This is a genomic window from Pandoraea faecigallinarum (assembly GCF_001029105.3).
GTDB lineage: Bacteria > Pseudomonadota > Gammaproteobacteria > Burkholderiales > Burkholderiaceae > Pandoraea > Pandoraea faecigallinarum.
On the sequence record NZ_CP011807.3, the window covers coordinates 3465865 to 3491345 of the forward strand.

Here is a 25481-nt window from a genome sequence, read left to right on the forward strand (position 1 = left end):
GTCAGTTTCCGAAGTGGGTATGCAGTCGTTTGTAGATGGCTTGCATCGCGGACTCGTCCAGAGCCACGATATCGTCGTCGTCCATGTCATCCCGATTGACCGGCTTCTGTCGCAGCACGAGCAACGGCGTACCGTCGCGGCGCTCCATCAGCGTTGCCGTCGTCGGGGATGTAGTGGTCCCTGCCCCGTTCACCAAGGACGGGGCGTTGTAGATTTCAGTGGGTCGCAATCGGATTACTCCGGGTCATTGAACTGCGATTTACCTGCGTCGAAGTACACCTCGCGCCGAGGGTCGCCTGCCGCGCCGTCGCGTCGCTTCTTGTTCTTCGGGAGGGAAAGGAACCGCGTGTTCTGAAGGGTGGGGTCGCTGGAGCGGCCTAGCATCAGAATGAAGTCGGCAGCACCGGCTTTACCGGTCTGGCTGTTCGCCAGCATGTTCTGCTTCGGGAAGCACTCGCCTTCGGCGGTTCCATTCAACTGCGACGTGGCGAGCACGGCACAGTCGTACTTCACTGCCCAAATTCGGGCGCGCTGGTACATCGCCTCAAGCAACTGGTCGGTTCGCGTACCGCCGTTGGCCGCGCCTTGATCCATCGACACGTTGTCCAGCATGTCCACGACTACGACAGCGGGCTTCACGTCGCGCACAATGTCCTCAAGCTGGCTCACCGTGAAGTCGTGCACGTCGAACACGTAGAACAGGTCGCGCCCGCCCTGCGCTTGAACGTACCGCTCGTAGATCGAACCGTCTTGTGACCATCGGACGAGTTCCGAAGTCGTGGCCTTGAGCATCGCGTTATAGAAGCGCTGCTTGATCTTCCGTCCCGGTCCCTCGTTGTTCAGCACGATGATCGTTCGACCTTGGCCGGGAAATAGCTGCTCTACCTGCGGCGCGAACGCTGCGAGCAGACAGGCGATCAAGCTGGTCTTCCCGCTATCGACACGGGCCGCGATGATCCCGAAGTCCCCGGAACGCAGTGGCTTCATCGAAGCGTCGATGCATGCGATGCCGTAGTGAAACCCGGTGTCGTTCGCCTCGGCCAACAGAATGTCTTCGATGCGATCCTTCACCTTCGGGTGCTCTACGGTGCGCTGCACGATGCTCTCGTGCCGCTCCGCAACGGCGCGCAGTGCTGCCGTCAGGTCAACTTCACCGGCCTCGTACCCGTCGATCAATGCGGCCAGCCGGTTCGATGTAGCTACCTCTGCGAGCCGGTTGCGGATACCGTCCGTTGAACCGGGCGGTGCAGGCTCCGCAGCTTCTCGCAACGTCGCGCCGTACAGCGCAAGCTGTTCCTCGTTGAGCTTCGGGTGACGCAGCGCGAAGAACGTCTGGAACGCTGCCGTGTCGATCTTCGTAGCGGTCGGATGCTCCGCGAAGTACGCGCCGTAATCCGCTAGAACGGTCTTCGTCTTGATATCGATGCCCTTGTCGGGTATCGCTCTGTGTAGCTGGTCGTACTCCTCACGGGTGCGAAGAATACGCAGCAGTGTTACGTCAAGAATCGGCGTATCTCCCTGTCAGAAAGTAGCTTCGGGTCAGCACGCGATAAGACGTATCGGGCATTGACACCGTAGCCGGTGAGTTGCTTGACGATGGCCCGCGCAGCGATGACGCCGGGCCGCTTGCCTGCGGGGTACTGCCAGTCAGGGTCTAGCCACACGAGCACCGGCCCTCCCCGGCTGACGATCTGAACCGCGACCGGCTCGGGCAGCTTCGTGCCGAGTAACGACCACGCCTCCGTGTGCTTCCCGACGCGGAAGGCCGACAGAATGTCTTCAGTCAGCACGAGCACCCGGCCCGTGCCGTACTTGGCGACGAGGCGGCTACGGTCTACGTTTGGATTCACGTACTTCGGTCGCGGGTCGTCGGGCTTCCAGCCCATCGCCCTGCCCTGCCAGTACACAACCCGCTCGCCATCAAGCACCGGCAGCACCACGCGACCAGACGGCTCGTGGAAATACGCACCGACGCGCTCAATCTCCGGTCTGCCCAGCGCGGCCTTGTACAGCCAGACGCGTGCCTCCTCGGGCCATGAGTCGATATCGAAGTTGGTTGGTACTGGCAGAGTGACGCTTGAGGCCAGCGCCTCATCGGCTTCGCGCTCGCTTTTGCGGCGAGCAAGCCATTCACCGAGCGTTTCCGTCGGCTTGTCCACGATTCCCGGCTCACCACAGCGGAAGCAATACGCGCTCCAGCGGTGCGCCTCGTGGCGGATGGAAAGTACGCGTCCGGGGCCGCAGGCATGCCCTACACGGGCTGACCGGCCTTCGTCTAGCTCCTGTGCCTTAGCGAGCCAGTCGGACGGCGGAAGCAATCAAAGTGCTCGCGGCTGAATGGCCCACACCTTGACCAGACGCGCATGCGCCTTCTCACGGCCCGCTTTCATCGTATGGCCCGTGTCTCGAAGGAATCCGAGACGTGCCGCAGAGCGCGGCAGCGATCCCCACGCATTCGCGCTTTCCGGTTCGTCCACACGCCCGGCGGCACGGAATTCATCCAGAGTCACACGAGTGACGCCGCGCTTGTAGCTCTCCATGCAGAACAGCTTCAGCGCTGCAATGGCGCGGGCCGCCCACTCGGAACCGGCACGGCGTGCCGCTGCTGCTTGACCACGAGCCTTGCGGGCTTCGCCGCTCGTCGCGGTAGGCGTAATGCGTTCGAATCGGCAATGAAGCCAAAGCGCATTGACCCCCTCAACACGCACAAGGTCTCGGCTGACTGCTTCTACCTTGTAAACATCGCCAGCCTCCAGTTTGTTCCCGTACAACGACGCACTGGACACGCAGCGTACCGTGTCGCCCTTTTTGAACTTGGACGGCGGGGGCGGCGAGTACGACTCATCGGCCAATTCGAAGCGACTGGCGTAGTAGTCGGTTCTGCCGGTCTCCAGAAGCTGAACGTAGATGCCGGTCTGTCCGGCGATGGTATAGACTGCCCCACGCTTCAGGCGGACGCTCTCACTCACACAACGAACGCGATCACCGATTTTGAATTGCTTCGTCATCAGAGCACCCCGCCGATCAGCTTGGCTTCAGCCTGTGCGGCCTGCTTCACGTCACGCGCCGCGACGCGGGCCTTGGCGGCAGTGATATCGGCATCGAAGGCGGCATCGGTGGCCGCGTTAGCGACGCTGTAGGCGATATCGGCTTCCGTAGTGCGTACGCGGGCTTTCGCCTCGGCAGCGGCTACCGTGAGGCGCAGCGACTTGATATGCAGGGAAACGGCGAACTGGTGGACGGCACGCGTAGCGCGGGCCAGATGCTTCGAGAATTTCATGTGGATTCCTTTCAGAGTGCGCACACCTTGGATGCGCGCTTTTGGGTCGGTGAGTTTCGCTAGTTACTGCTCACTACGAGAAGCCGCGCTGCTTCTCCTCTTATGCAACCTATTCGGCTGCGCCGGTTATTCCGCGTACTCCAGCGGCAGCGTAGCGAGAGCTTTGGGGGCCGCATCGCCGTAGCGTCGCGCTTCTGCCTCTGTGTCATAGGCACGCAGGCTACCGACCTCAACCCACTCCCCGACCCGGTACAGGTTCACCCACACCGTGCGCTTGGTCGGGGCCATGAACAGGTCGCGCCGGTTTTCCTCGCCGCTAAGAAAAGCCCCGTTGTCGCAGAAGTGCATCGTGTGGCGCTCACCGGTAACATGCGCAAGCACGCGGAACGTTTGCGGCTCCTCCGGCACGTAAGCGACGAACCGCGCAGCGCGGCCGTCACGGGTAATCAGGGCTGCACCGGCCTTGGCGGCTTCGAGGTCGAACGGCTTGTACTTCGGTTGGGCTTGCGTCATTGCGTCTTCTCCTTCGGTTGCTTCGGGGTATGGGTGACGGTGCGGGCGTACTCGAATACGGTTTCGATCACGACCCAACCAGTGGTGTCTTTGCGGGACGGGTACAAGAATGGATACCCACCGCGATTCAGGCAGGTAGTCGCCGGGGCTTTGTTGTTGTAGAAGCGGGAGACGCGCTTACCTTCGGCGTCTTCCACGTGAAAGCGACTGAGAACCATCGCGCCCACGGTTACGCGCCCCCTTCCAGACCGATGCGGCTGGCGAGCATGCGGCCCAGCAGGTGCTGCACGTAGGCCGCGTGGGACGGGAAGCCGATGGCGCGGGCTGCGCGGTTCTTCTTGCGCGTGTACTGTCGGCCGGGGCGGGTGCCGCCTACCGAATTGAGGGTACGGACAATATGCATAGAACTCCTAATTAAATTGATGGGACGTGTTCCGAAATTCTGTACTGCGTTGGCTACTTCACCGCCCTGTTACGTCGAATCAAGACCGATGTGCGAATCGGGGAGACAAGGCCGGAAATACACGCTGCAACTACCTTGCCGTTGTGTGTGACGATGCGAACTCGTGGCGTCATTTTCCGGGCGTGAGGTTGACGGACTTGGCGAATGCCGACGCCATTGCAGACTGCTCGATAAAGCGCGGGGAGCGGCGAGTAACCGACGTGATGACTGCGGAACCGACGTTGCGGGCGGGCTTACCTTGGTACGGACGCTGCTTCGTGCTGTGTTGCATTGCTTCTCCTGTGGATTGAATTTAGTTCAAGCGGCTGCGAGGCATTCGAACGCCTGCGCCAATTTGGTAATGCCTTTCTGCGAAATACGGACTTGCGTTCTGCCTCGCCCCTCCAGCCGCACAGGAATCTCCCTCTGCGTCAGCAACCCCGAAGTGATGCGCTCCTGATTCGCACGCCACTCGTCACCGTGCGGGTATATCCAGCCCTGAGACTCTAGGTACGCCGTCAATTCAAGCGGGCGCACAACCAACACGTTTGCTGCATCGCGGATGCACAACGTCCCCGTCGTGTCCGCAAGCCGCGTGAACGCCCGCAGCATGTGCGTTTGCTGTGGGCCTATCGCTTCGCCTTGCTCGGCACGTTCACGGAACCTCATAAAGCCACCGCCTACGCGACCGGAGTCGCTATGTACAAGCTGCATCTGCTCTCCTTCGTTGATTGACTTACCTACTCACTCGCAGGGCAAGTCGATTCTCGGCTACCTTGTAAGCCGCTACTAGGTGATCTTTCTCTAGAAGTTGTGTTAGAGAAACTCCCTCACGCGAGACATGCGGCGTCACGCGAATCCGCATCAGCAATTGCGCGGAACAGGGCGTACGAAGCGTCATGACTAAAATGAAAGGTTGCGCATCGCACGGAATGGGTGGTGGTCTTGCGGTAGACCTCGAACCGCCCCACCCCCTTGCAGTGAACCCAATGGGTCGCGTTCTCGTGCACGATGTCTGCTTCTTCACGCATGACCACACCCCGCCTTTGCCACCGCGAGACGGCCCGCGAGGAAGTCATCAACGTCCTGCCGCACCTCGGCAAGAGTGCCCCAACGGGTACGCCCGCCTACCCGCACGCTGTAGCTGATTGCGCACCGCCCCTTTGCGATTCGGAAGCCTTTGTATGTGCTGAACATTGCGGCCCCTTAGTAGTCAAGCAGGCCAGCCAACGCGGCACGGTTTGCCGCGACGTACTCGACAATGCGGATACGTTCTCGCGGATGCAAAACGACGGGAGCAAGGTTGAAAAACTCCCCGATCAGATCGACGCGGTGCCCTTCGGCTTTCTCGCGGCTGTCGAAGGTCTTTCCTCGCGTCACGTACACGGTCTTTTCGTGGATCATGATGCCCCCCTTACATGCCAACCATCGCAGCACGGATGCTGCTGACGCTGTACGGCGCACCGTCCGGTGTGGTGTGGACGCCGTTGTCGTTCAGATGGGCCAGTAACGAGGCGGCTGCTACCTGCTTGTTCTCCGAGTCACGCACCAACTCTTGCGCGACCCTGTACAGCCCCTCGTCATTGTTGATCCACAGGGACACGTTCCAGTGATTCCAATTCTTGTGGCCGTTGTAACCTTTGCTTCCGCTCATGGTCGAATCTCCTATACGTAGGAATACTAAATTTATAAATGACAGATATCCCGGAATCCCGGGTGAATCGAGATAGAGGCACTGGATGCACCAATGCGCCGTTCCAATGTTTCTATCTCGTGGCACTGAGCAATACTCGAAGGAAACCGCCCAATGCCGCGCCACGTGCCGGTGCTACCGGCTGTCTCGTGTCCCGTGGTGGACATACGGTTACTAGCCCGTGGCCCGCAGGCCGGTGAGCGTTCACGCACCGAATTGTTAAAGAACCGTCCCGAGAACCCCGGTCGCACTGCCGGGCGGGTGCTGCTGTGTTGCTGGTGCCGAACTAGCTTTTGCTTGTTGCTGCACCGTGAGACGAACTTTAAACAAGCAAATGCTAACCATCAAATACTGATTTTTAATCACCAAATGATGGCGATAGGGAAAAATTATCAAATGCTGGTAGCATCCACTCACCGCGCCCAGCATATGCATGTATACTTTGCGTCACGACCAACTCACAGATAGACGACGACCATGAGCGAAACTCAAACGGCGGCTGCGTTCATAGAGCGCCTGTTCACGGCCATCGGGCATGACAACCTGTATAGCTGGGGACGGAAGGTGGGCATAACCGAAGGGACGATGCAGACCATCAAGCGAGGAAGCATCCCGAAGGCGGACGGCCTACTCGCAATCAGCAAAGCAACGGGGAAAACGGTTGACTGGCTATTAGGTGCCGACAGCGAGCAAGGAAATGCTAACTACAGCACGCGCCATTCAGCAGATACCACGCCAGCAAATACTGACGAGTTCGTTTACATCCCGCGTTACGATGCTTGCGCATCAGCGGGTACGGGCTACTGGCTGGGAGACGAGGCGCAAGCCCGGTTCACGATGGCATTCCGCCGTCATTGGGTGGAGAACTACTTGCGAGCAAGGCCGGAGGATTTGAGCGTCCTTCGCGTTAAGGGCGACTCTATGGAGGATGTTCTTTTCGACGGGGACAACATCCTGATTAACCGAGCCGATACAGCCGCCACCGATGGGATATTTTTGATTACGGTGGACGGTGAACTACTCGTGAAGCGTCTGCAACGCCTTCCGGGCGGTAGGCTGCAAGTTATATCCGACAACCCCGATTACCCGCCATTCGAAGTCCCCGTTAAGGAAGACGACGACCAGCGGGCCGGGTTTAACGTCGTTGGCCGCGTTGTCTGGTTCGGTCGGCAGTTGTGAGCTAAAGATCAGTCCCGCCCCTCCGACTCCAGTCTAGACACCGCTCGCTTCACACGCCCATTAGCGATACGAACACCGCCCCTCGCTACATGAGCGATACGGATGCGGTTTTGGTAAACAGCCCGGACCACCCGGTAACACGCAGACACCGCTACGTAGAGCAAGAACATCACCGTAAAGTGAAAGAAAGGAACTGCGATAATGTCTATCGGCTTGTTAAAGTAGGTGGGCGGAATGACCACACGGGCCAACCCCCAAACCCCGGACATGAGGCCCACACCAAAGGCACGCCACGCGGTGGTAGCCCACCGATTACCGGTGTCACCGGAAGGCACCTCAGAATGCGCTTCCTGTTCATTCTGCCCCATCCCCATACAGTGACCTCCCCTCGCTGATCTTATATACCGGCTCCTGTACCGGCCCGCCCTCGGCGGCCTGTCATTATATCCGTACGGAGTGCTTACTACGCAGTGGCTCCCCGTGCCCTGCATCTGTCAGGCTCGTCTCATACCAGCACCTGTGATTCTTGGTAGGTCGCTCTCCCCCGCCCGGTTCCCTGTACCCGCTGCCCTGTGTTCGGTCATGTGTTGCTGACCTGTGACGTATTCCTGTGTGGTGTCCTGTTCACCTCATCCTATCCCGGCGTCCTGTCCCCGCTCCCTGTCTATGTTTCCCTGACCGGCCTAGCTGCGCTGGCCTTCGCATCCGCTCGTCAGGCCGACAGATACCGGTCATGGTTTCTGTGTCTTTCTAGGGAACCGAAATAGGAACGGCACCAATCAACCGCGTCCTGTCCCCGCCCAACGCACCCGCCCAGCCGGAAAAGAAGAAACAGATGCCGCACTCGCACGCACGCGTTCAATGCGACGGAACCACAGACGCGAGCCTACCGCTCGCCCGGATACAGGCGGATAGACGTGCGTACAGCCCGCACAATGGCCCGGCACTGGCCCGGTAATGCCAACTTACACCCAGCAACCGGTAAACCAGCACAGCCCCTGTAAGCGGCCCGTGTCCCGGATTGTCTCGCCCAGCTAGTACAGCCCCACTCCCCGCCCCGTCAGCCGGTCATGGTCGCCGGTTCCGGCCCCTGCCTTTGCAGGGCAGTCACAGCCCCGTCAGCCATCCCCGCACCCGCTCCCCGGCACCGTCCCCCGGCCAGAAACCGGACAGTCATCCAGCCGACCCCGGCATGGGGGAAACCGACTCGTGGCGAGCGGCGCAATCCCCGCAGAAAATCGCAGCAAAATTTGGTCCGGTTCAGATACGATTCAGCCTACTCAGTCACCAACAAGATCTGCCGATGGTAACGACTAGCAGTCTCATTGAATTCCTGAACAAGTGGCAAACGCTGCTCGGCTCCCTCATCGGGTCGCTTGTAGCCATCGTCGTAGCCCTCATTGTCGCCGACCGCGCCCCAAGAGCGCACTCTCATTTGATCAGGGCCATCGCGGTATCATCCGACAAAACTGTACGGGGGCGCGAGTGAATATGGGTCAGATAGTCGATGCGGTATTGAAGGCGTTCGATAAATTATCCAAAGCAAACATCGCAACGTTCGGAGTATTCATAGCGAGCGTTGCCGCACTCAATCTACCCCGCATAGCCCAATTATTCGGGTCGGACGTTGGCGCGGGCGTACCCGTTGAATGGCGTTGGATTGCGTGGCTGGTCGCGGTCTTTTCAGTCACGGTGCTAGTGTGCGACATAGCTGCACGGGGATGGCGACTAGGTGCTACTGCGGCCGCAAAGACGATCCACTCGATAAAGTGGTCGCCACGATTCACTCCCCTGACGGGGAGCGAGGAATGGATTTTTGAATCGTGGACCCCGAGTTTACCGCCTATGACCATAGGCCGAATTGAGGAGGTGGTTGGCCCGTTCATTAAAAGCGTCGACCTCCATAAAACAATGGAGACCTTGATTGAGCGGGGGTACTTCTCCCGATCAACAGCCGGGTATATTAGTCTAACGAAAGCCGGTCTGGATGAGCTATACCGTCGCAAATTGACCTCGAAGAAAGAGTCGCCTTGAAGTGCTACGAGCCACGAGATACCGAGAGACAATTCTGTTGACTACAGAAAAAGGCATAGGTACAGTTTGCCGAGTCGCACAGGGGCGACGGCAGGGGTCATAATTTTGAGACTTGCCGAGCCAATAGTGAGACAAGCCACCGGGATTTGCGCGGATTTGCACCGATGTTAGCAACCCAGCGGTAGAGCAGGAGCGGCTGCGCGGAGCGTGGACGCGAAGGGGGCCTTCACACGGCAGGGGTCACAGGTTCAATCCCTGTACCACCCACCAGATTCGAAGGGCCGACGACACGTCGGCCCTTTTTGCATTCCGCACGGGAATCTGCAAACTGTCGATGGGCGCATACACGTACCCCCATCATGTCACGTTTGCTACGCGTGCCCGGTCGTTTGAATCCCCTCCCCCACTAACAACCAACCCACGCAACGTTGCAAGCTCCGGTGGTCGCAGAGGCCGACCGCGCCTGAAGATGATGCCTTCCGAGGCCGCCGCGTCGGGCGCTGTTCAAGGGCAAACCTCTCCCCGCCAGCCAGCGCGAACTCCGACCGTCACATCGCTGGCGTCGGCGACATCGCTCTCGCCCAGCCAACGGGCAGCGCATCGGCATTTCATATATTTTTACTATTAAATGAAAGTCGCAATCGCAAAAATCATCAGCGCAATCCACTGGAATATCTCGATTTGCCGAACGTCCACCCCTGCCTGCGGGGTTTTCGACGGAGTGATGGGGACTTCCGTGGCAGTCTTATATAAGACCCAAGCATTCACATTACGAAAAGGCATTTCAGTTTTGCCCCTGACCCGTGTCACAATCAGAGAAAATTTGTCATGGCTAGCGGACTGTCACCCCAGTCGGCGGCGTTCCCCCACCTTTTCCTGATTCTTGAATCCGAGACCAGCGATGAGTACGCAGCAACCCAGCATCATCTACACCCTGACCGACGAAGCACCGCTTCTGGCCACCAGTTCCTTCCTCCCGATCATCCGCACGTTCACCGCTCCGGCGGGCGTGGCGATCGAGACGAGCGACATCTCGGTCGCGGGCCGTATCCTCGGCGAATTCCCCGAATTCCTGACCGAAGAGCAGCGCGTGCCGGACAACCTGGCCGAACTCGGTCGCCTGACGCAGGACCCGAACACGAACATCATCAAGCTGCCGAACATCAGCGCTTCGGTGTTCCAGCTCCAGAGCGCGATCAAGGAACTCCAGTCGAAGGGCTACAAGGTCCCCGATTACCCGGAAGATCCGAAGACCGACGAAGAGAAGGCCATCCAGAAGCGCTACTCGAAGTGCCTCGGTTCGGCCGTGAACCCTGTCCTGCGCGAAGGCAACTCGGATCGCCGCGCGCCGCTCGCCGTCAAGAACTACGCCAGGAAGCACCCGCACAGCATGGGTGAGTGGAGCATGGCGTCGCGCACGCACGTCGCGCACATGAAGCATGGCGACTTCTACCACGGCGAAAAGTCGATGACGATCGACAAGGCCCGCGACGTGAAGATGGAACTCGTCACCAACAGCGGCAAGACGATTGTTCTGAAGCCGAAGGTCTCGCTGCTCGACGGCGAAATCATCGACAGCATGTTCATGAGCAAGAAGGCGCTGTGCGACTTCTACGAGGAACAGATGGAAGACGCCCGCAAGACCGGCGTCATGTTCTCGCTGCACGTGAAAGCGACCATGATGAAGGTCTCGCACCCGATCGTGTTCGGCCACGCCGTGAAGATCTTCTACAAGGAAGCCTTCGAAAAGCACGGCAAGCTGTTCGACGAACTGGGTGTGAACGTCAACAACGGTCTCGTGAACCTGTACGAGAAGATCGAAGCGCTGCCGAGCACGCAGCGTGAAGAGATCATCCGCGATCTGCACGCCTGCCATGAACACCGCCCGGAACTGGCGATGGTCGACTCGGCCAAGGGGATCTCGAACCTGCACGCGCCGAACGACGTGATCGTCGACGCATCGATGCCCGCCATGATCCGAATCGGCGGCAAGATGTGGGGCGCCGATGGCCGTCCGAAGGACACGAAGGCCGTGATTCCGGAAAGCACGTTCGCCCGCATCTATCAGGAAATCATCAACTTCTGCAAAACGAACGGCGCATTCGACCCGACCACGATGGGTACGGTACCGAACGTCGGCCTGATGGCGCAGAAAGCAGAAGAGTATGGCTCGCACGACAAGACGTTCGAGATCGCCGAAGACGGCGTGGCGAACATCGTCGACATTGCCACGGGTGAAGTGCTGCTCTCGCAAAACGTGGAAGCCGGCGACATCTGGCGCATGTGCCAGGTCAAGGACGCGCCGATCCGCGACTGGGTGAAGCTCGCCGTGAACCGTGTGCGCAACTCGGGCATGCCGGCCGTGTTCTGGCTCGACCCGTACCGTCCGCACGAAGCCGAACTGATCAAGAAGGTGGAAAAGTACCTGAAGGATCACGACACCAACGGTCTCGACATCCAGATCATGTCGCAGGTGCGCGCCATGCGCTACACGCTCGAGCGCGTGATCCGCGGCCTGGACACGATTTCGGTGACTGGCAACATTCTGCGCGACTACCTGACCGACCTGTTCCCGATCATGGAACTGGGCACCAGCGCCAAGATGCTCTCCATCGTGCCGCTGATGGCCGGTGGCGGTATGTACGAAACGGGCGCCGGCGGTTCGGCACCGAAGCACGTCAAGCAGTTGGTGGAAGAAAACCACCTGCGCTGGGACTCGCTGGGTGAATTCCTGGCACTGGCCGTTTCGCTGGAAGATCTGGGTATCAAGACGGGTAACGAACGCGCCAAGATCCTGGCCAGGACGCTCGACGCCGCAACGGGCAAGCTGCTCGACAACAACAAGGGTCCCTCGCCGAAGACCGGCGAGTTGGACAACCGCGGCAGCCAGTTCTATCTGTCGATGTACTGGGCGCAGGAACTGGCCGGGCAGAAGGACGACGCCGAACTGGCCAAGCTGTTCGCACCGCTCGCCAAGCAACTGACCGAGAACGAGAAGACGATCGTGGGCGAACTCGCCGACGTGCAAGGCAAGCCGACCGACATCGGCGGTTACTACAAGCCGGACTTCGAAAAGCTCGAACAGGTCATGCGCCCGAGCAAGACGTTCAACGCGGCACTGGCGAGCGTCGCAACGGCGTAAGTCGCAGCGACTCGACCCGGGCGGCCTGCAAGGGTTGCCCGACAGTCGGCAGACGGAAAAAAAGCTGGTCCATTCCCATGGACCAGCTTCAGATTGCTGACGAACCCCTCGTTTTTCGGAGCGAGGGGTTTTATCTTTTAGGCAAGGGCGAATGGGCAGCGTAAGGGCGCGCACATTGAGAGACAAGCCCTCAGGACGCTCGTGAGCCACCGAAACGGGCGCCAAAGGGACGAACGCTCGCCTAAACGCGCCCGTAGGCGCGCCACCAGCATCGCAATTTTTTTGATGTTCTGCGCCGCCGCAGCCAACAAGCACTGCTCGGCCACCTTGCGCAGCCCGCGCATGCGCGCATAGCGATGCCCATGCAGTTGCTTGGCATCGGCAAAGCTGCGTTCCACCGTCTCCTTGCGCCGCGCGTAAATGCGTCGCCCCCACTCGCTCAGCCGCCTCGCGTCCACCCGCTGCTTGGCGCGCTCCCAGACGTGGCGCGTCACCACCTTCACCGCGTTGGCACTGTTCGTGCACTGTGCTCGTACCGGGCAGCACCGGCATATCCGAGCATCGGATTTGTATTCTCGATAGCCGAGCCGGTTAGTCGTGCTGTACGGCAGCGCCTGTCCCTGCGGGCACACGTACTCGTTGCGGTACGCGTCGTATTGGAACTGCCGTTTGTAGAACAGCCCCGGCTTGTGGTTCGGCGTGCGATAGCCCATCACCCCGGCAATCTCCCGCTCCTCGAGCCCCTGGCACACCGCCGGCGTGAAGTAGCCAGCATCCAGCCCCACCGCTTCCACCTTGAACTCGAAGCGCTCGCGCTGTCGATCCAGCCGCTCCAGATACGGCTGGCTGTCGTGCACCGAGGCCGGCGTCACATGCGTATCGGTGATGATCGCGTGCTTGGCGTCCACCGTGCGGTGGTCCAGATAGAAGAAGCCCTTCGGCTTGTCGTCCCGCACCATGTAGCCGCTGTCCGGATCGGTCCGGCTAATCTTGGTGTCCTTGCTCGACGGCGGCTCATCGTCGTCCCGATTCAGCGGCTTCTTGCCATGCGCGGCCCGGTCCGCATCCACTGCCGCATTGAGCTTCTCCAGATAGGCCGCAGGCGTCTGTTCCAGCTTTACCACGTCGAACTTGTTCTTGTTCGCGTTGGCCTTCAGGTGCGTGCTGTCGGTGTACAGCACACGGCCATCGACCAGACCACGGCCCATCGCCTGGCGCACGATCTCGTCGAAGATCTCCTGATACACCGTCGTGTCCGTGAAGCGTCGGCGGCGATTCTGTGAGAACGTCGACGCATCCGGCACCTTGTCGGTCAGCCGAAACCGGGCGAACCACCGATAGGCGACGTTGACCTGGACCTCGCGCATCAACTGCCGCTCACTGCGCACTCCAAACAGGTAGCCGATGAACAGCAGCTTGAACATCACCACCGGATCGAGCGCCGGACGACCGTTGTCTGCGCAGTACAGATGCGCGACCTTTTCGCGGATGAATTCGAAATCCACTGCCGCGTCGATCTGGCGCAGCAGGTGGTCCTTCGGCACGAGTTCCTCGAGCGTCACCATCTCGAGTTCGTGCTGCGTGGGCGTCGGGATCTTTAGCATCCTGCTATTAAAAAACAAAACCCTCGCACTTGGCGAGGGTTTGTCAGCAATCTGAAGCTGGTCCATTCCCATGGACCAGCTTTTTTCGTTAACAGCCGCTCACACTGCGCGGAACGATCAGCGGTTGACCTGCTCCTTCGATTGCGTCAATGCCAGCACGGCGCCCAGCGCCAGCGCGGCGGAAACGCAGTACATCCCCGCGTTGGTGCTCTGCGTGACGTCCTTGAGCCAGCCGATGATGAACGGGCTCACGAAGCCTGCGAGGTTACCGATCGAGTTGATCATGCCGATGGCTGCCGCGGCGGAGCCGCCGACGAGCAATGCGCTCGGGTACGTCCAGAACACCGGCATCGTTGCCAGCATGCCGGCCGTGCCGACCGACAGGGCCACCATCGCGAGCGGCACATTGCTGCCCCAGACGGTGCTCAGGTACAGACCGGCGGCGCCGGCGAACGACACCACGGCGAAGTGCCAGCGTCGCTCACGCGTGCGGTCCGAGCTGCGCGCCACACCGATCATGCTGACGACGGCGCAAGCGTAAGGAATCGCGGTCAGCAGCCCCACGTCGAGCGCGCTTTTCACGCCACTGGCCTTGATGAGCGTCGGCAGGTAAAAGCCGATGCCGTAGAGGCCCATCATGCAGCAGAAGTAAATCACCGCCATGAGCCACACGCGGCCGTTCGCGAACACCGACGCAACCGACTGCGGCGCCTTGCCGGCGCTGTCCTGCGCGATGTTGTGTTCGAGCACCGCCTTTTCCTCTTCCGTGAGCCACTTCGCGGCGCGGATGCCGTTCGGCAGGTACATCAGCGTGATCACGCCGAGAATCACCGACGGAATGGCTTCGATGAAGAACAGCCACTGCCAGGCCTTCCAGCCGCCCACGCCGTTGAACGCTTGCAGAATCCAACCCGAGAGCGGGCCGCCGAACACACCTGCGACAGGGATCCCGATCATGAACAACGCGTTCATACGGCCACGGCGCTGTGCCGGGAACCAGTACGTGAGGTACAGCACGATGCCGGGGAAGAAGCCCGCTTCGGCCACACCGAGCAGGAAGCGCACGACATAGAACTGCGTGGGCGTCGTCACGAACAGCGTTGCTGCCGAGAGCACGGCCCAGGAGATCATGATGCGCGCGATCCAGCGGCGCGCACCGACCTTGTGCATGATGATGTTACTCGGCACTTCGAAGAAGAAGTAACCGATGAAGAAGATACCGGCGCCCAGACCGTAGACGGTCTCGCTGAACTGGAGGTCGTTCAGCATTTGCAGCTTGGCGAAGCCAACATTCACGCGGTCCAGATAGGCCGCGACATAACACAGGAAAAGGAACGGCAACAAACGCCAGGTCGCTTTTGCGTAGGCTTGCGCCTCGATCTCGCGCGTGTGCGCGTTGGCTTTGACACCGTTAGCGATAGTACTCATGGTCTCCACTTCGAACCTCGGCTGCCCAGCAGCCTGAATTGACTGCAACGCCGCACCCGGACCACTCGCACCGATCACGCTGCCTTACCTGCTCGACCGCTCTGACGACCTCACGATTCCCGTCGTACGAGAATCGATCCCGCGGGGGTCCGGAGGCATTGTCTCCGGACGTCGCGCCCGGCTCGCAAGCCGTTTCGCGACGTTTCTCACCCTGCCATCCCCTTCTGTTATTGGGAGGCCGACGCGGATTGTAAACCATAGGACACCTCTCAATTTGGAACGCCCACTCAATCTCTAAGCGAATTCTTAAAGCGTCATCTTCGCGAATGTCGTATCGGCGCGACGCAACGCGCCACTGACACGCGCCGCCCGGTGACGCCACGTCAATCGCAGGATGCCGCATGTCACGGCCAGCGCCACGGCTGACACGCACGGACTCACTCGGTGATGTCCGAAAATTTGCGCCGTGCACGGCCGGTGCGCCGCTGACAGGCGCGCCCTTTCGCGCGTAATCTTGACGTTGATCGGCCTCCGGCAGCGTTGCGCAATGACGACCCTTCCGAGCGCCGTCGAGGCCTGACGATGCCGCCGAGGCCGTCGTTGCCCACCTGCCCGTGTCGACGGCGGGGCCATCACACCCTCCGCCATTTGCCAACCGCCGAATGCCTACCGTCATGTCGTCCCACGCTCCGCTCTCGCTTCGCGCACCCGCCACTATTTCGCTGGTCAGCGTCTTTCCCGCAGGGGACAACGGCGGCAACCCCGCCCCCATCGTGCTCGATGCCGATGCGATGACATCCGGGGAGATGCGGGCCGTCGCCGCCCATTACGGCCACGAAAGCGCCTTCGTCATGAACGCGCGAGCCCCGGAGAACGCCTGGCGTTTTCGCTTCTTCGTTCCGAATCACGAAATGGAGATGTGCGGACACGCCACGCTGGGGGCGTTATGGGTCCTGCGTCGTGGGGGACGATGGGACGGCAGCCCCGTCACCATCGAGACACTGAGCGGACGCGTTCAGGGGCGTCTCGCAGCCGATGGCGAGCACATCGAAGTGAGCCAGCCCGCCGGGCGCACCGAACCGGTCGTCGATGCCAGCGCGATTGCGGCCATCTGCGCCACGTTGCGCATCGCGCCGGACGACATCGCGCTCGAAGGCGTCTGCAACGCGGCAACCAGCCGGGTGAAGACACTCGTGCCGCTGCGCAGCATCGCGCAATTGCAGGCGCTCTGCCCCGACTTCACGACGCTGCTCGCCACGTGCGACGCCATCGGTTCGACCGGGCTTTACCCTTGCGCCCGCGAAGCGGTAGAAGACGGGCACGCGTTGCCGGTGTTGCAAGCGCGTCAGTTCCCGCGCTCGTCCGGCTATCCCGAGGACGCGGCGACAGGCATTGCCGCCGCCGCACTGCTCTACGGTGCACGCCGTTATGGCTGGCTCGCGCCGGGCGAGCGCGGCGTGGTCGTGCGTCAGGGCGTGGCGATGGGACGGCCGTCCGCCATCACCGTGACGCTGCGCGACGCGCTCGACGCGAGTGCCGGTTGCTGGATCAGCGGTGACGTGCACGCAATATGACAACCACCATCACGCCGACGACTGCCGCAAGCGCACCGCACAGAAACACGGCACGGTAACCGAACGGGTTCGCCACCGCCCCGGCGAGCGGGCCGGTCGTGAGAATCGCGACGTCCTGGAACGCGGCGTAAGTTCCCAGACTTGTGCCACGGCTCGCCGCCGGCGCGCGCTTGACCACTTCGATGCCCAGCGATGGAAAGATCAGCGACGCGCCCGCACCGGCGAGCGCCGTGCCCAGCAACGCGAGCCACGCGAGCGGCGCCTGCCAGACAATCAGCAGACCGATGGCCTCCACCGCGAGCGACGCCTGCGCGACACGCAGATTGCCGAAGCGCTCGGGCCAGCGTCCGCCGATCAGACGCATGAGCACGAACGCCGCACCGAATGCGGACAGCGCAATGGCCGCCCCCGGCCAGCGCGACGCTTCGAAGTACAACACCACGAATGCACCGACCACCGCGAAGCCAACGCCCTGCAACGCCAGCGCCAGTCCGGGCATGAACACGATGCGCAGCACCTGCGAATACGGCAGCGCACCACCCGCATGGTGCGCGGGCGCGACCGCTGCGATCCGCGAGATGACCGCCCAGCCGGCCAGCGGCAGCAGGCAGATCGCGATGGCGACACCGCTGAGTGCCGTCGCACCGTACAACGTCAACCCGAGCGGCGCGCCGACGGCGAAGCCGCCGAAAACGGCCGCGCCGGTCCACGACATCACACGCCCCGATTGCGGCGCACCGAGACTGCCGATGGCCCACGTGAGAGTACCGGTAATGCACAGGCTCTCCCCCACGCCGAGCAGCAGACGCGCGAGCGTGAGCACCGCCAGCCGGGGCTCCGGCGCGATCGGCAACAATCCGGGCGCGAGCAGCGCGACGCCCGAGAGCGCGACGAACCGCAAACCGCGCATCAGCGCGACGCGCGCGCCGCGCTGATCGGCGGTGCGCCCGGCGAACTTGCGGGTGAGCACCGTGGCGAGCGACTGTACGCCCACGGCAAAACCGACGACGACGTTGTGATAGCCGAGTGTGTCATGCACGAACAGCGGCACCACCGAGAGGGACATGCCGATGGTCAGGCACGCGAGAAAAACGTTCAGCGAGAAGCGCACCAGCAACGCCGTAGCGTTGGCAGGCGCCGGGGTTGCGGCCGTCTGACGGGCCGATGCAGCGGAGGACGACATGCGAAAAGACTCCAAAGGTTGCCGGGCAACGCTGGACGAATGGCGGACACGCAAAAACGCGGACATGCCAGACGCAGGACGACGGACGCCAGCCGGCGGACGAACAACCGCAACGGGGCATCGGATCGGTACAGGCAAATCGGGAAGAGACGGCGCTTGTGGCGCTCAGGGAACCCGGACAGCGCTGAATGGGCTGACCGGCCGTTCACCGACAAACGCACGCCCCTCGACCGACGTGCCGGTCTGACCGGCCGCTGTCGCGGAGAATGCGTTGAATGACGTGAACGCTTACGTGACATCGACGATGGTTTGCCGAAGTCAGAAATCTGTGGCCATTCTAGCCACGCATATTGCGTTGCGCAAGCGGCAAGGATCCGGCGAAGAAGCGGCAAGGAAGCGGCAAGGAAGCGGCGGGGATGAGGCGCATCGGAGCGACGGCGTCGCTGCACTGCGACGCTGCGGCACGAGACAGGCTGCTCGCCGACGGTGTCCCGATCAGTCGATCGGATCCGTTCCCCTGGCCCGATGGGTGCTGGCCTTGACCGTCTGCTGCAACGCGCTGTAGCGGCGCAACGCCTCTTCCATGACGGAGATGCGCACGCTGCCGGCCGCGCCGTCGGCCAGCAACTTGGCCTTGAGTCCGCCGTAGGCGGCTTCCATGGACGCCGCGTGCGTACCGAGCGATTCGCCGCCATCCGCAGGCAACGTGTCGCTCTCTACGTGGTCCAGCAATGCGGTCGACTCGCGCAGGAACGCGGTGTAGACATCGGCCTGCCCCGTTGCCGTAGTCGTCCGATCGTGCAACGCCGCCGCCGCAACCGCCTGCTCGGCTGCGCTCTCGTAGTAGCGCAAGGTCCTCAGTGTGTCCGCCAGCTGCTCCGCGGCGACGGCCTCCATTGCCACCCGGCTCATTCGCTCCGCGAACGACTGGCAGACGCTCGCCAGTCGCGTCACCGACGCATGTTCCTGCCCCAGCACCCCAGGGCTCGCCGCCGCGAGCGCACCGCGCACCATGTGCCGGGTCATCGCGCCCAGTCGCTCAACCTCGCGCCTGAGGGCGTCCACGGCGAGTTGGGGCACCTGCAGAACGTTGTCGTCGAGGAACTGCGGCGCGCCTTCGTCCTCCTCGCGAGTACGGAAGCGTCGTTGCAGCCAGTGCAGCAACGGCGTGGCGAGCGGAATCATCAGCAGTACGCCAAGCACGTTGAACGTGGTATGGAAGATGGCGAGCTGGATGGCAGGATCGACTGCGTACCCTGCCCACGACAGGCCAATGGCGATCGCGCGGATCATCCACGGCAACAGCAGCAAGGCGAGCACGGCGGCGACCACGTTGAAAGCGACGTGCGCCATCGAGGCACGGCGCGCATTGGGCGTCGCGCCGACGGCGGCGATCACTGCCGTGACGGTGGTGCCCACATTCGCCCCGATCACGACGGCCGCCGCGCCCTGCGCGCTCAACAGGCCGTTCTGCGCCGCCGTCAGCGTGATCGCCATCGCCGCGGCCGAGGACTGCACGATACAGGTGAGCACGAACCCGACGATCACTTGCAGCAGCACGTCGAGCGGCCCATCGCCGTCGGGCAGGCGAATCATGCCGGCCATGTCGACGAAGGCCGATTGCAGCAGCGAGATGCCGAAGAAGAGCAGGCCGAAGCCCGCGAGCGCGTTGCCGATGGCGCCACGTCGCGACGCCGCGCCGCTCAGCCGCATGGCCACGCCGATGGCGATCATCGGCAGGGCGAAGGCGTCGATATTGAGCTTGAGGCCGATGACAGCGACGATCCAGCCCATCATGGTGGAGCCGAGGTTGGAGCCGAACATCAGCCATAGCGCCCCGCCGAGCTTGAGCAATCCCGCGTTGACGAAACCGATGGTCGCAATCGTCACGACGGACGAGCTTTGCGTGATGGCCGTGACGAGCACGCCCGAAGCGAAGGCCTGCCAGCGCGTGCGCGTCGCTCCGGAGAGAATGCGCGCGAGCGCCGGGCCGGCAGCGAGCTTGAGGCCGTCGGTCATCATCGCCATGCCGATGAGGAAGATACCGACACCGCCCGCCAGAATACTGACCGCCTTGATGATTTCAGCCATGCAACGCGTTCCCGAATAAAGGAGTTCAAGCGATGGAGCGTCAGACGTCGGCGCGCAACAGCCCCCAGCATAACCGGTAAAGCTCGTCCTCGAATTCCGGAGTGCCAAGCAATGGGGAGTCTTCGAGCACCGCCGAGCGAAGCGTACCCATGACGGCGCGCGTGAGAACGAACACGGTGGCGGCCGTGGGCTTTCGCATCTCCGGCGCGGCGCGGCGCGACATGGCGATGGCGATGTGTTCGGCCGCCTCGCGCATCGCCTGCATGACATTCTCGTGGTGATCCAGTTGCCACGCCATCTTGATGAGCGAGCGCTTCACGCGCCCGCCCGAACCGAAGGCCTCGATCAGCAACCGGATACGCTCGCGAATCACGCGTTCGGGGTCGTCGCCCTGCGCGGCCGCCTGGGCAAGACGCTCGTTCTGCTCGTCCATCACACGGCGACGCTCGCGCGCAATCATCGCCAGCAGGATCGCCTCTTTGGTCGGAAAGTACTGATACAGCGTACCGATGGAAAACCCGGCCTTTCTGGCGATGCGATTCGTGGTGAGCGCCGCTTCGCCTTCTTCGTCGAGAATCTGAGCAGTGGCCTCGAAAATGGTCTCGACAGTGTGTTGCGCGCGCGCCTGCATCGGCCGCTTACGCATGGTCGACGCGGCATTCGGGGTAGTGGGCGGCTTGGATGCTGGCATAACGGAAAACCTGAGCGGGAAGCGAGTTGCGGGCAAGCGTCTGAAAAATGAATGATGCTCACATTCAAGACGAAATTCAAGAGACGGCGTCATTGCGTCACATTGAAGAGAGGTCCGCCATCATGAGCAACGACATTTCGGCCCTGACCGTACGCAAGCTGACCGTCGATCTGGCGAGCGGCTTCGATCGTCACTGGCATAGCGGCTGCGCTTACCGCACGATGTATTACAACGCCCTGTCGATGAGTTTTCCGGTCGGCGAGCAATCGTTCATCGACTCGGTACGCGACACGATGGATCGTTTGCCTGACGACGCGCGCTACGACAAGCTGCGTGCCGACATCGCGCAGTTCATCGGGCAGGAGGCGACCCACCGCCATCTGCACGGGCAGTACAACGCCCAGCTCGCCCGGCAAGGTCTCGTGAACCATTGGGAAAACTGGGCCACGCGGCGCATCCGGTTCGCGCGCCGCCGCCGTTTCTCGCCGATGTACATGCTGGCGATTACCGCCGCCTACGAACATTGCACGGCGGTGTTCGGCGACGGTGCGCTGCGTTACGAGGGCTGGCTCGCGAAGGCCGAGCCGAAGATGCGCCTGATGTGGCGCTGGCATGCCGCCGAGGAAACCGAGCACAAGGCCGTGGCGTTCGATCTGTATCGCGCACTGGGCGGCAGCGAGCGGCAGCGCGTGCTGTCGTTCGTCTACGTGCTGTTCATGTTCGGACTCGAAAGCCATGCGCAGACGATCAATAACCTCTGGCACGACGGCACGCTCTTCAAGCCGCGCACCTGGTTGGGATTCGTCTCGATGTTCTTCGGACGCGACGCGCTGGTGTGGCGCACCACCGGACCGATGCTCAAGTACCTGCTGCCCTCCTTCCATCCGAATCGCCACGGCGATCCGAAGTTGGCCGAACGCTGGCTCGAAGCCCATAACGCAAGCTGGCGCGCCGTTCGCTGACTGGCCGTTGGCGCAACCGCCGCCGGGACGCACCTCGCACGCCGCAGGCGATCGTTGCCGGCGGCGTTTTCGCGTCTGCCCCGCCCGCTTTCGTCTCCCCGTAAATTGCGCTACGCAAGAGCAAAACCGCCCGTGTTAACCCGCGAAGTGTGACGGTAACAACGGAATACCGAGTATCAACGCCGCGTGATATTTCGCGTGAGGCAAGTTGATAATAATGATCACGCCTCAATGCAGCACCGATAACCGCGCGATGCGAAGTCAGTGTGTCAATGACTCAGGCGTGCCCCCTTGCACTGTTCGGTGAAAAGAGAAGTTCAGAGGCACGCACAGACTAAAACGAGACGGAGACACATTCATGAGCAAGGCAGCAGGTTGGCTGCGGGGCGCGCTCGCCCTCGCGGTTTGCGGCGCGGCGGGCGTCGCCAACGCACAATCGAACGTATCCCTTTACGGCCAGGTCGACGCCTGGGTCGGCGCGGCCAAGGCCCCCGGGGGCGAGCGCGCGTGGACGCAGGGCGGCGGCGGCATGTCGACCTCGTACTGGGGAATGAAGGGATCGGAGGATCTCGGCGACGGCCTCAAGGCAATCTTCACGCTGGAAGACTTTTTCCTCCCGCAAAACGGGCACTACGGCCGATTCACCGGCGACAGCTTCTTCTCGCGCAACGCGTATGTCGGTCTGCAATCGAATACGCTCGGCACGGTCACGATGGGCCGGCTTACCACGTCGTACTTCGTCTCGACGATTCTCTTCAACCCGTTCATCGACTCCTACACGTTCAGTCCGATGGTGTATCACACGTTCCTCGGCCTCGCGGGTCAGGGGATCGTGGGCGACTCGGGGTGGAGCAACGCGGTCATGTATGCCACGCCGGATTACAAGGGCCTCGGCGCGAGCTTTTCGTATGCGTTCGGCAACAAGGCAGGCGAGACGGGACAGAACAAGTGGAGCGCCGCCGCGATGTACTTCCATGGCCCGCTCGCGGCCACCCTCGCCTACCAGCAGGTCAAATTCGACGCGGTGCCCGACGACCAGGCCGGCATCACGGGTTTTCGCAATCAGCAGGCGCTGCAAGCCGGTCTGACGTACGACTTCAAGGTGGTCAAGTTCTTCGGGCAGTATCAGTACATCAAGAACACCATCACCGGCGGCAATCTGACTTCCAACGGCGGTCAACTCGGCTTTACCGTGCCTTTGGGTGGCGGCAACGTGATGGCGTCCTATGCTTATACGAAGAACTCCGGGGCGAACACCAGCAGCCGCAATACGTGGGCCATCGGCTATGACTATGGTCTGTCCAAGCGCACCGACGTGTACACCGCCTACCTCAACGACAAGGTCTCCGGGCTGGATGCCGGGAATACTTTCGGGGTGGGCATGCGCATGAAGTTCTGACAAACTCGTCGCACAAACCCGGTAGTACGCACGCGCGCGCAGTACAATGCGCGCGCCCCCGCTGCACACGGACAACGGCATAACAAAGTCACAAGGAGAGCGCGTTGCTGACCAAATTCTTCAAACTCCAGGAGCATGGCTCCAATGTACGGACGGAAATGGTGGCGGGTCTCACGACCTTCCTGACCATGTCGTACATCATTTTCGTCAACCCCAACATCCTCGGCACGACGGGCATGGACAAGAGCGCCGTGTTCGTGGCGACGTGCCTTGCCGCCGCCATCGGTTCGGTGGTGATGGCCTTCGTCGCGAATTACCCGATCGGCATGGCGCCGGGCATGGGCCTGAACGCCTTCTTCGCCTTCACGGTCGTGGGCGCCATGGGCTACACCTGGCAACAGGCGCTCGGCGCGGTGTTCATCTCGGGGTGTCTGTTCATTATCCTGACCGTCACGGGGGTGCGATCCTGGCTCATTGCCGGGGTACCCAAATCGTTACGATGCGCCATCGCCGCGGGTATCGGCCTGTTCCTCGCCATCATCGCACTGGGTAACGCCGGTGTGGTCGTCGCCAATCCGGCAACGAAGATCGGCCTGGGGGACCTGCACTCGCCACAGGCGCTGCTCGCGATCTTCGGCTTCTTCCTGATCGCCGTGCTCGACGCGCTGCGGGTTCGCGGCGCCATCCTGATCGGCATTCTGGTGGTGACCGTGCTCTCGATGGTGCTGGGCCTGAACCAGTTCCAGGGCGTGTTCGCCATGCCGCCGAGCCTCGCCCCGACGTTCCTTCAACTGGACATTCCAGGCGCACTGCACGCGGGCTTCGTGCACGTGATTCTGGCCTTCGTGCTGGTGGAAGTGTTCGACGCGACAGGCACGCTCATGGGTGTGGCCAAACGCGCCGGCCTGCTCGAAGGCACGCATTACAAGGGGTTGGGACGTGCGCTTTTCGCCGACTCGATCGCGATCTTCATCGGCTCGCTGCTGGGCACCAGCAGCACGACGGCCTATGTCGAGAGCGCCTCGGGCGTTCAGGCCGGTGGCCGTACGGGTCTCACCGCGCTGACGATTGCCGTGCTGTTCATCCTCGCGCTGTTCATCGCCCCGCTGGCGGGATCGGTCCCGGCCTACGCGGCGGCACCGGCGTTGCTGTATGTGGCGGGCCTGATGTTGCGCGAACTGCTCGACGTCGAGTGGGACGACATCACCGAAGCCACGCCGGCCGCGCTGACCGCACTGGCCATGCCGTTCACGTACTCGATCGCCACCGGTCTGGCCTTCGGCTTCATCTCGTACGCCGTGCTCAAGCTGTTCACGGGCCGTGCCAAGGAAGTGCATCCGGCAGCGTGGGTCATCGCCGTGCTCTTCGTTCTGAAGTACATCTTCTTCCCCGGCTGAGCGGATCGACAAAGCCCAACGATTCTCCCGAAAACGGGAGATGTCGCGAAACGGCCCCCCGGAAAACTTCCCGGCGGGCCGTTCGCTTTTTGCGTTGCGCCCGGCTTATGCCCTGGCCGCCGCGATCAGCGCCGCCAGGCCTGCGCGATGCTGGCCCCGGGCGTCGAAATTCTCTGGCGAGAGCCACTGCTCGAAGCCGCGACTGATGGCCGGCCATTCACCGTCCGTGATCGAGAACCACGCGGTGTCCCGGCTACGGCCGCGATAGACGATGGCCTGACGGAAGATGCCCTCGAAGGTGAAGCCATAGCGGGCGGCCGCGCGGCGCGACGCAGCGTTGAGCGCGTCGCACTTCCATTCGTAGCGACGGTAGCCGAGTTCGTCGAAGGCGCGGCGCATGAGCAGGTATTGCGCCTCGGTGCCCGCACGCGTGCGCTTGAGCAACGGCGAGTAAGCCACGTGTCCGACTTCCACCACGCCGTTGGCGGGATCGATGCGCATGAGCGCGAGCGTCCCGACGGCCTTGCCGGTCCCGACATCGACGATGGCGTGATGCAGCGGATCGGTGGATGCCGAGAGCCTGGTGGCATATGCGTAGTAGCTGTCGAAGTCGGGGAACGGTCCGCCGCTCATGTAGGTCCAGTCGCGGCCATCGGGCGCGGTGGCGTACGCATCGTACAACTCCCTGGCGTGACGCTCCACGTCGATCGGCTCCAGGCGGCAATATCGCCCCTGGATCGGCGTTCGCGGCGGCAGGGCACGCGGCGTCCAGCCGGGCAGCGGCGGACCGATCGGCTGATCGTATTCGTTGAAGTTCGGGACGTCGGTCATTTCTCTCTCATCTCCGGCAAAGTGGCAGGGCAAGCGTC

25 protein-coding genes are annotated in these 25481 nt (G+C 62.1%); 6 read left to right on the plus strand and 19 right to left on the minus strand.

What is annotated here, in order from left to right; all coding sequences use genetic code 11:
- Position 1: 1 nt before the first annotated feature.
- The 13 genes from AB870_RS26425 to AB870_RS15205 all read right to left on the minus strand — a co-directional run bounded on the left by AB870_RS26425 (position 2) and on the right by AB870_RS15205 (position 5889).
- Complete coding sequence (locus AB870_RS26425) at positions 2–229, minus strand: hypothetical protein (RefSeq protein ID WP_157112349.1); 228 nt, start codon at positions 227–229, stop codon at positions 2–4.
- A 5-nt stretch (positions 230–234) separates the two neighbouring features.
- The gene (locus tag AB870_RS15165; protein ID WP_237169955.1) at positions 235–1269 is read right to left on the minus strand and encodes an AAA family ATPase; all 1035 of its coding nucleotides are present in this window, start codon (positions 1267–1269) and stop codon (positions 235–237) included.
- Positions 1270–1493: 224 nt separating this feature from the next.
- The gene (locus AB870_RS15170; protein ID WP_237169956.1) at positions 1494–2159 is read right to left on the minus strand and encodes a DNA primase; all 666 of its coding nucleotides are present in this window, start codon (positions 2157–2159) and stop codon (positions 1494–1496) included.
- Between the two features lie 159 nt (positions 2160–2318).
- Positions 2319–3008 (minus strand): hypothetical protein, encoded by a 690-nt coding sequence (locus AB870_RS15175; protein WP_047905361.1) that lies wholly within the window; start codon positions 3006–3008, stop codon positions 2319–2321.
- Entirely contained in the window at positions 3008–3280 is a 273-nt protein-coding gene (locus tag AB870_RS15180) for a hypothetical protein (protein ID WP_047905362.1), read from the minus strand. The genes AB870_RS15175 and AB870_RS15180 overlap by 1 nt, the downstream gene beginning before the upstream one ends.
- A 126-nt stretch (positions 3281–3406) precedes the next feature.
- Positions 3407–3793 carry a hypothetical protein gene (locus tag AB870_RS15185; RefSeq protein ID WP_047905363.1) on the minus strand — a complete coding sequence of 129 codons (387 nt, stop codon included), beginning with the start codon at positions 3791–3793 and terminating at the stop codon, positions 3407–3409.
- Entirely contained in the window at positions 3790–4011 is a 222-nt protein-coding gene (locus AB870_RS15190) for a hypothetical protein (RefSeq protein ID WP_157112350.1), read from the minus strand. Before AB870_RS15190 ends, AB870_RS15185 begins: the two co-directional genes overlap by 4 nt.
- Positions 4012–4022: 11 nt before the next feature.
- The gene (locus AB870_RS26430) at positions 4023–4196 is read right to left on the minus strand and encodes a hypothetical protein (RefSeq protein WP_157112351.1); all 174 of its coding nucleotides are present in this window, start codon (positions 4194–4196) and stop codon (positions 4023–4025) included.
- Positions 4197–4365: 169 nt separating this feature from the next.
- Positions 4366–4527 (minus strand): hypothetical protein, encoded by a 162-nt coding sequence (locus AB870_RS26435; protein WP_157112352.1) that lies wholly within the window; start codon positions 4525–4527, stop codon positions 4366–4368.
- A 26-nt stretch (positions 4528–4553) separates the two neighbouring features.
- Entirely contained in the window at positions 4554–4949 is a 396-nt protein-coding gene (locus tag AB870_RS27555) for a phage antirepressor KilAC domain-containing protein (RefSeq protein ID WP_047905365.1), read from the minus strand.
- A 116-nt stretch (positions 4950–5065) separates the two neighbouring features.
- On the minus strand, positions 5066–5266 hold the full coding sequence (locus AB870_RS26440) for a hypothetical protein (RefSeq protein ID WP_157112353.1): 201 nt from the start codon (positions 5264–5266) through the stop codon (positions 5066–5068).
- Positions 5267–5441: 175 nt separating this feature from the next.
- Complete coding sequence (locus AB870_RS15200) at positions 5442–5639, minus strand: hypothetical protein (protein ID WP_053059395.1); 198 nt, start codon at positions 5637–5639, stop codon at positions 5442–5444.
- Positions 5640–5649: 10 nt separating this feature from the next.
- Positions 5650–5889, minus strand: a complete 240-nt coding sequence (locus tag AB870_RS15205) for a DUF7249 family protein (protein WP_047905366.1) — start codon at positions 5887–5889, stop codon at positions 5650–5652.
- A 516-nt stretch (positions 5890–6405) separates the two neighbouring features.
- On the opposite strand from AB870_RS15205, the gene AB870_RS15210 reads away from it, so the two are divergent.
- Together AB870_RS15210 and AB870_RS15230 are read left to right on the plus strand one after the other, a co-directional pair.
- On the plus strand, positions 6406–7107 hold the full coding sequence (locus tag AB870_RS15210; protein WP_053059396.1) for a S24 family peptidase: 702 nt from the start codon (positions 6406–6408) through the stop codon (positions 7105–7107).
- Positions 7108–10042: 2935 nt separating this feature from the next.
- The gene (locus AB870_RS15230) at positions 10043–12283 is read left to right on the plus strand and encodes an NADP-dependent isocitrate dehydrogenase (RefSeq protein ID WP_047905370.1); all 2241 of its coding nucleotides are present in this window, start codon (positions 10043–10045) and stop codon (positions 12281–12283) included.
- Between the two features lie 137 nt (positions 12284–12420).
- Here AB870_RS15230 and AB870_RS15235 read toward each other — a convergent pair whose 3' ends face one another.
- Together AB870_RS15235 and AB870_RS15240 are read right to left on the minus strand one after the other, a co-directional pair.
- Positions 12421–13887 carry an IS1182 family transposase gene (locus AB870_RS15235; RefSeq protein ID WP_053059345.1) on the minus strand — a complete coding sequence of 489 codons (1467 nt, stop codon included), beginning with the start codon at positions 13885–13887 and terminating at the stop codon, positions 12421–12423.
- Between the two features lie 117 nt (positions 13888–14004).
- Positions 14005–15315 (minus strand): MFS transporter, encoded by a 1311-nt coding sequence (locus AB870_RS15240; RefSeq protein WP_053059707.1) that lies wholly within the window; start codon positions 15313–15315, stop codon positions 14005–14007.
- A gap of 674 nt (positions 15316–15989) precedes the next feature.
- Between AB870_RS15240 and AB870_RS15245 the strand changes: the two genes are divergently transcribed.
- The gene (locus AB870_RS15245; protein ID WP_047905371.1) at positions 15990–16889 is read left to right on the plus strand and encodes a PhzF family phenazine biosynthesis protein; all 900 of its coding nucleotides are present in this window, start codon (positions 15990–15992) and stop codon (positions 16887–16889) included.
- Here AB870_RS15245 and AB870_RS15250 read toward each other — a convergent pair.
- From AB870_RS15250 to AB870_RS15260, 3 genes are all read right to left on the minus strand, one after another.
- Positions 16864–18072, minus strand: a complete 1209-nt coding sequence (locus tag AB870_RS15250) for an arabinose transporter (RefSeq protein WP_047905372.1) — start codon at positions 18070–18072, stop codon at positions 16864–16866. The genes AB870_RS15245 and AB870_RS15250 overlap by 26 nt on opposite strands.
- Before the next feature lie 495 nt (positions 18073–18567).
- Positions 18568–20163, minus strand: a complete 1596-nt coding sequence (locus AB870_RS15255) for a Na/Pi cotransporter family protein (RefSeq protein ID WP_047905373.1) — start codon at positions 20161–20163, stop codon at positions 18568–18570.
- Between the two features lie 40 nt (positions 20164–20203).
- Positions 20204–20854 (minus strand): TetR/AcrR family transcriptional regulator, encoded by a 651-nt coding sequence (locus AB870_RS15260; protein ID WP_047905374.1) that lies wholly within the window; start codon positions 20852–20854, stop codon positions 20204–20206.
- A gap of 122 nt (positions 20855–20976) precedes the next feature.
- Here AB870_RS15260 and AB870_RS15265 point away from each other — a divergent pair, with 122 nt between their 5' ends.
- From AB870_RS15265 to AB870_RS15275, 3 genes are all read left to right on the plus strand, one after another.
- Entirely contained in the window at positions 20977–21816 is an 840-nt protein-coding gene (locus tag AB870_RS15265; RefSeq protein WP_047908251.1) for a metal-dependent hydrolase, read from the plus strand.
- 358 nt (positions 21817–22174) lie between these two features.
- A complete protein-coding gene (locus AB870_RS15270; RefSeq protein WP_047905375.1) occupies positions 22175–23215 on the plus strand; it encodes a porin in 1041 nt (346 codons plus the stop codon).
- A gap of 104 nt (positions 23216–23319) precedes the next feature.
- Complete coding sequence (locus AB870_RS15275) at positions 23320–24612, plus strand: NCS2 family permease (protein WP_047905376.1); 1293 nt, start codon at positions 23320–23322, stop codon at positions 24610–24612.
- A 105-nt stretch (positions 24613–24717) separates the two neighbouring features.
- On the opposite strand, the gene AB870_RS15280 is transcribed toward AB870_RS15275, so the two are convergent.
- Complete coding sequence (locus AB870_RS15280) at positions 24718–25443, minus strand: GNAT family N-acetyltransferase (RefSeq protein ID WP_047905377.1); 726 nt, start codon at positions 25441–25443, stop codon at positions 24718–24720.
- Positions 25444–25481 lie beyond the last annotated feature (38 nt).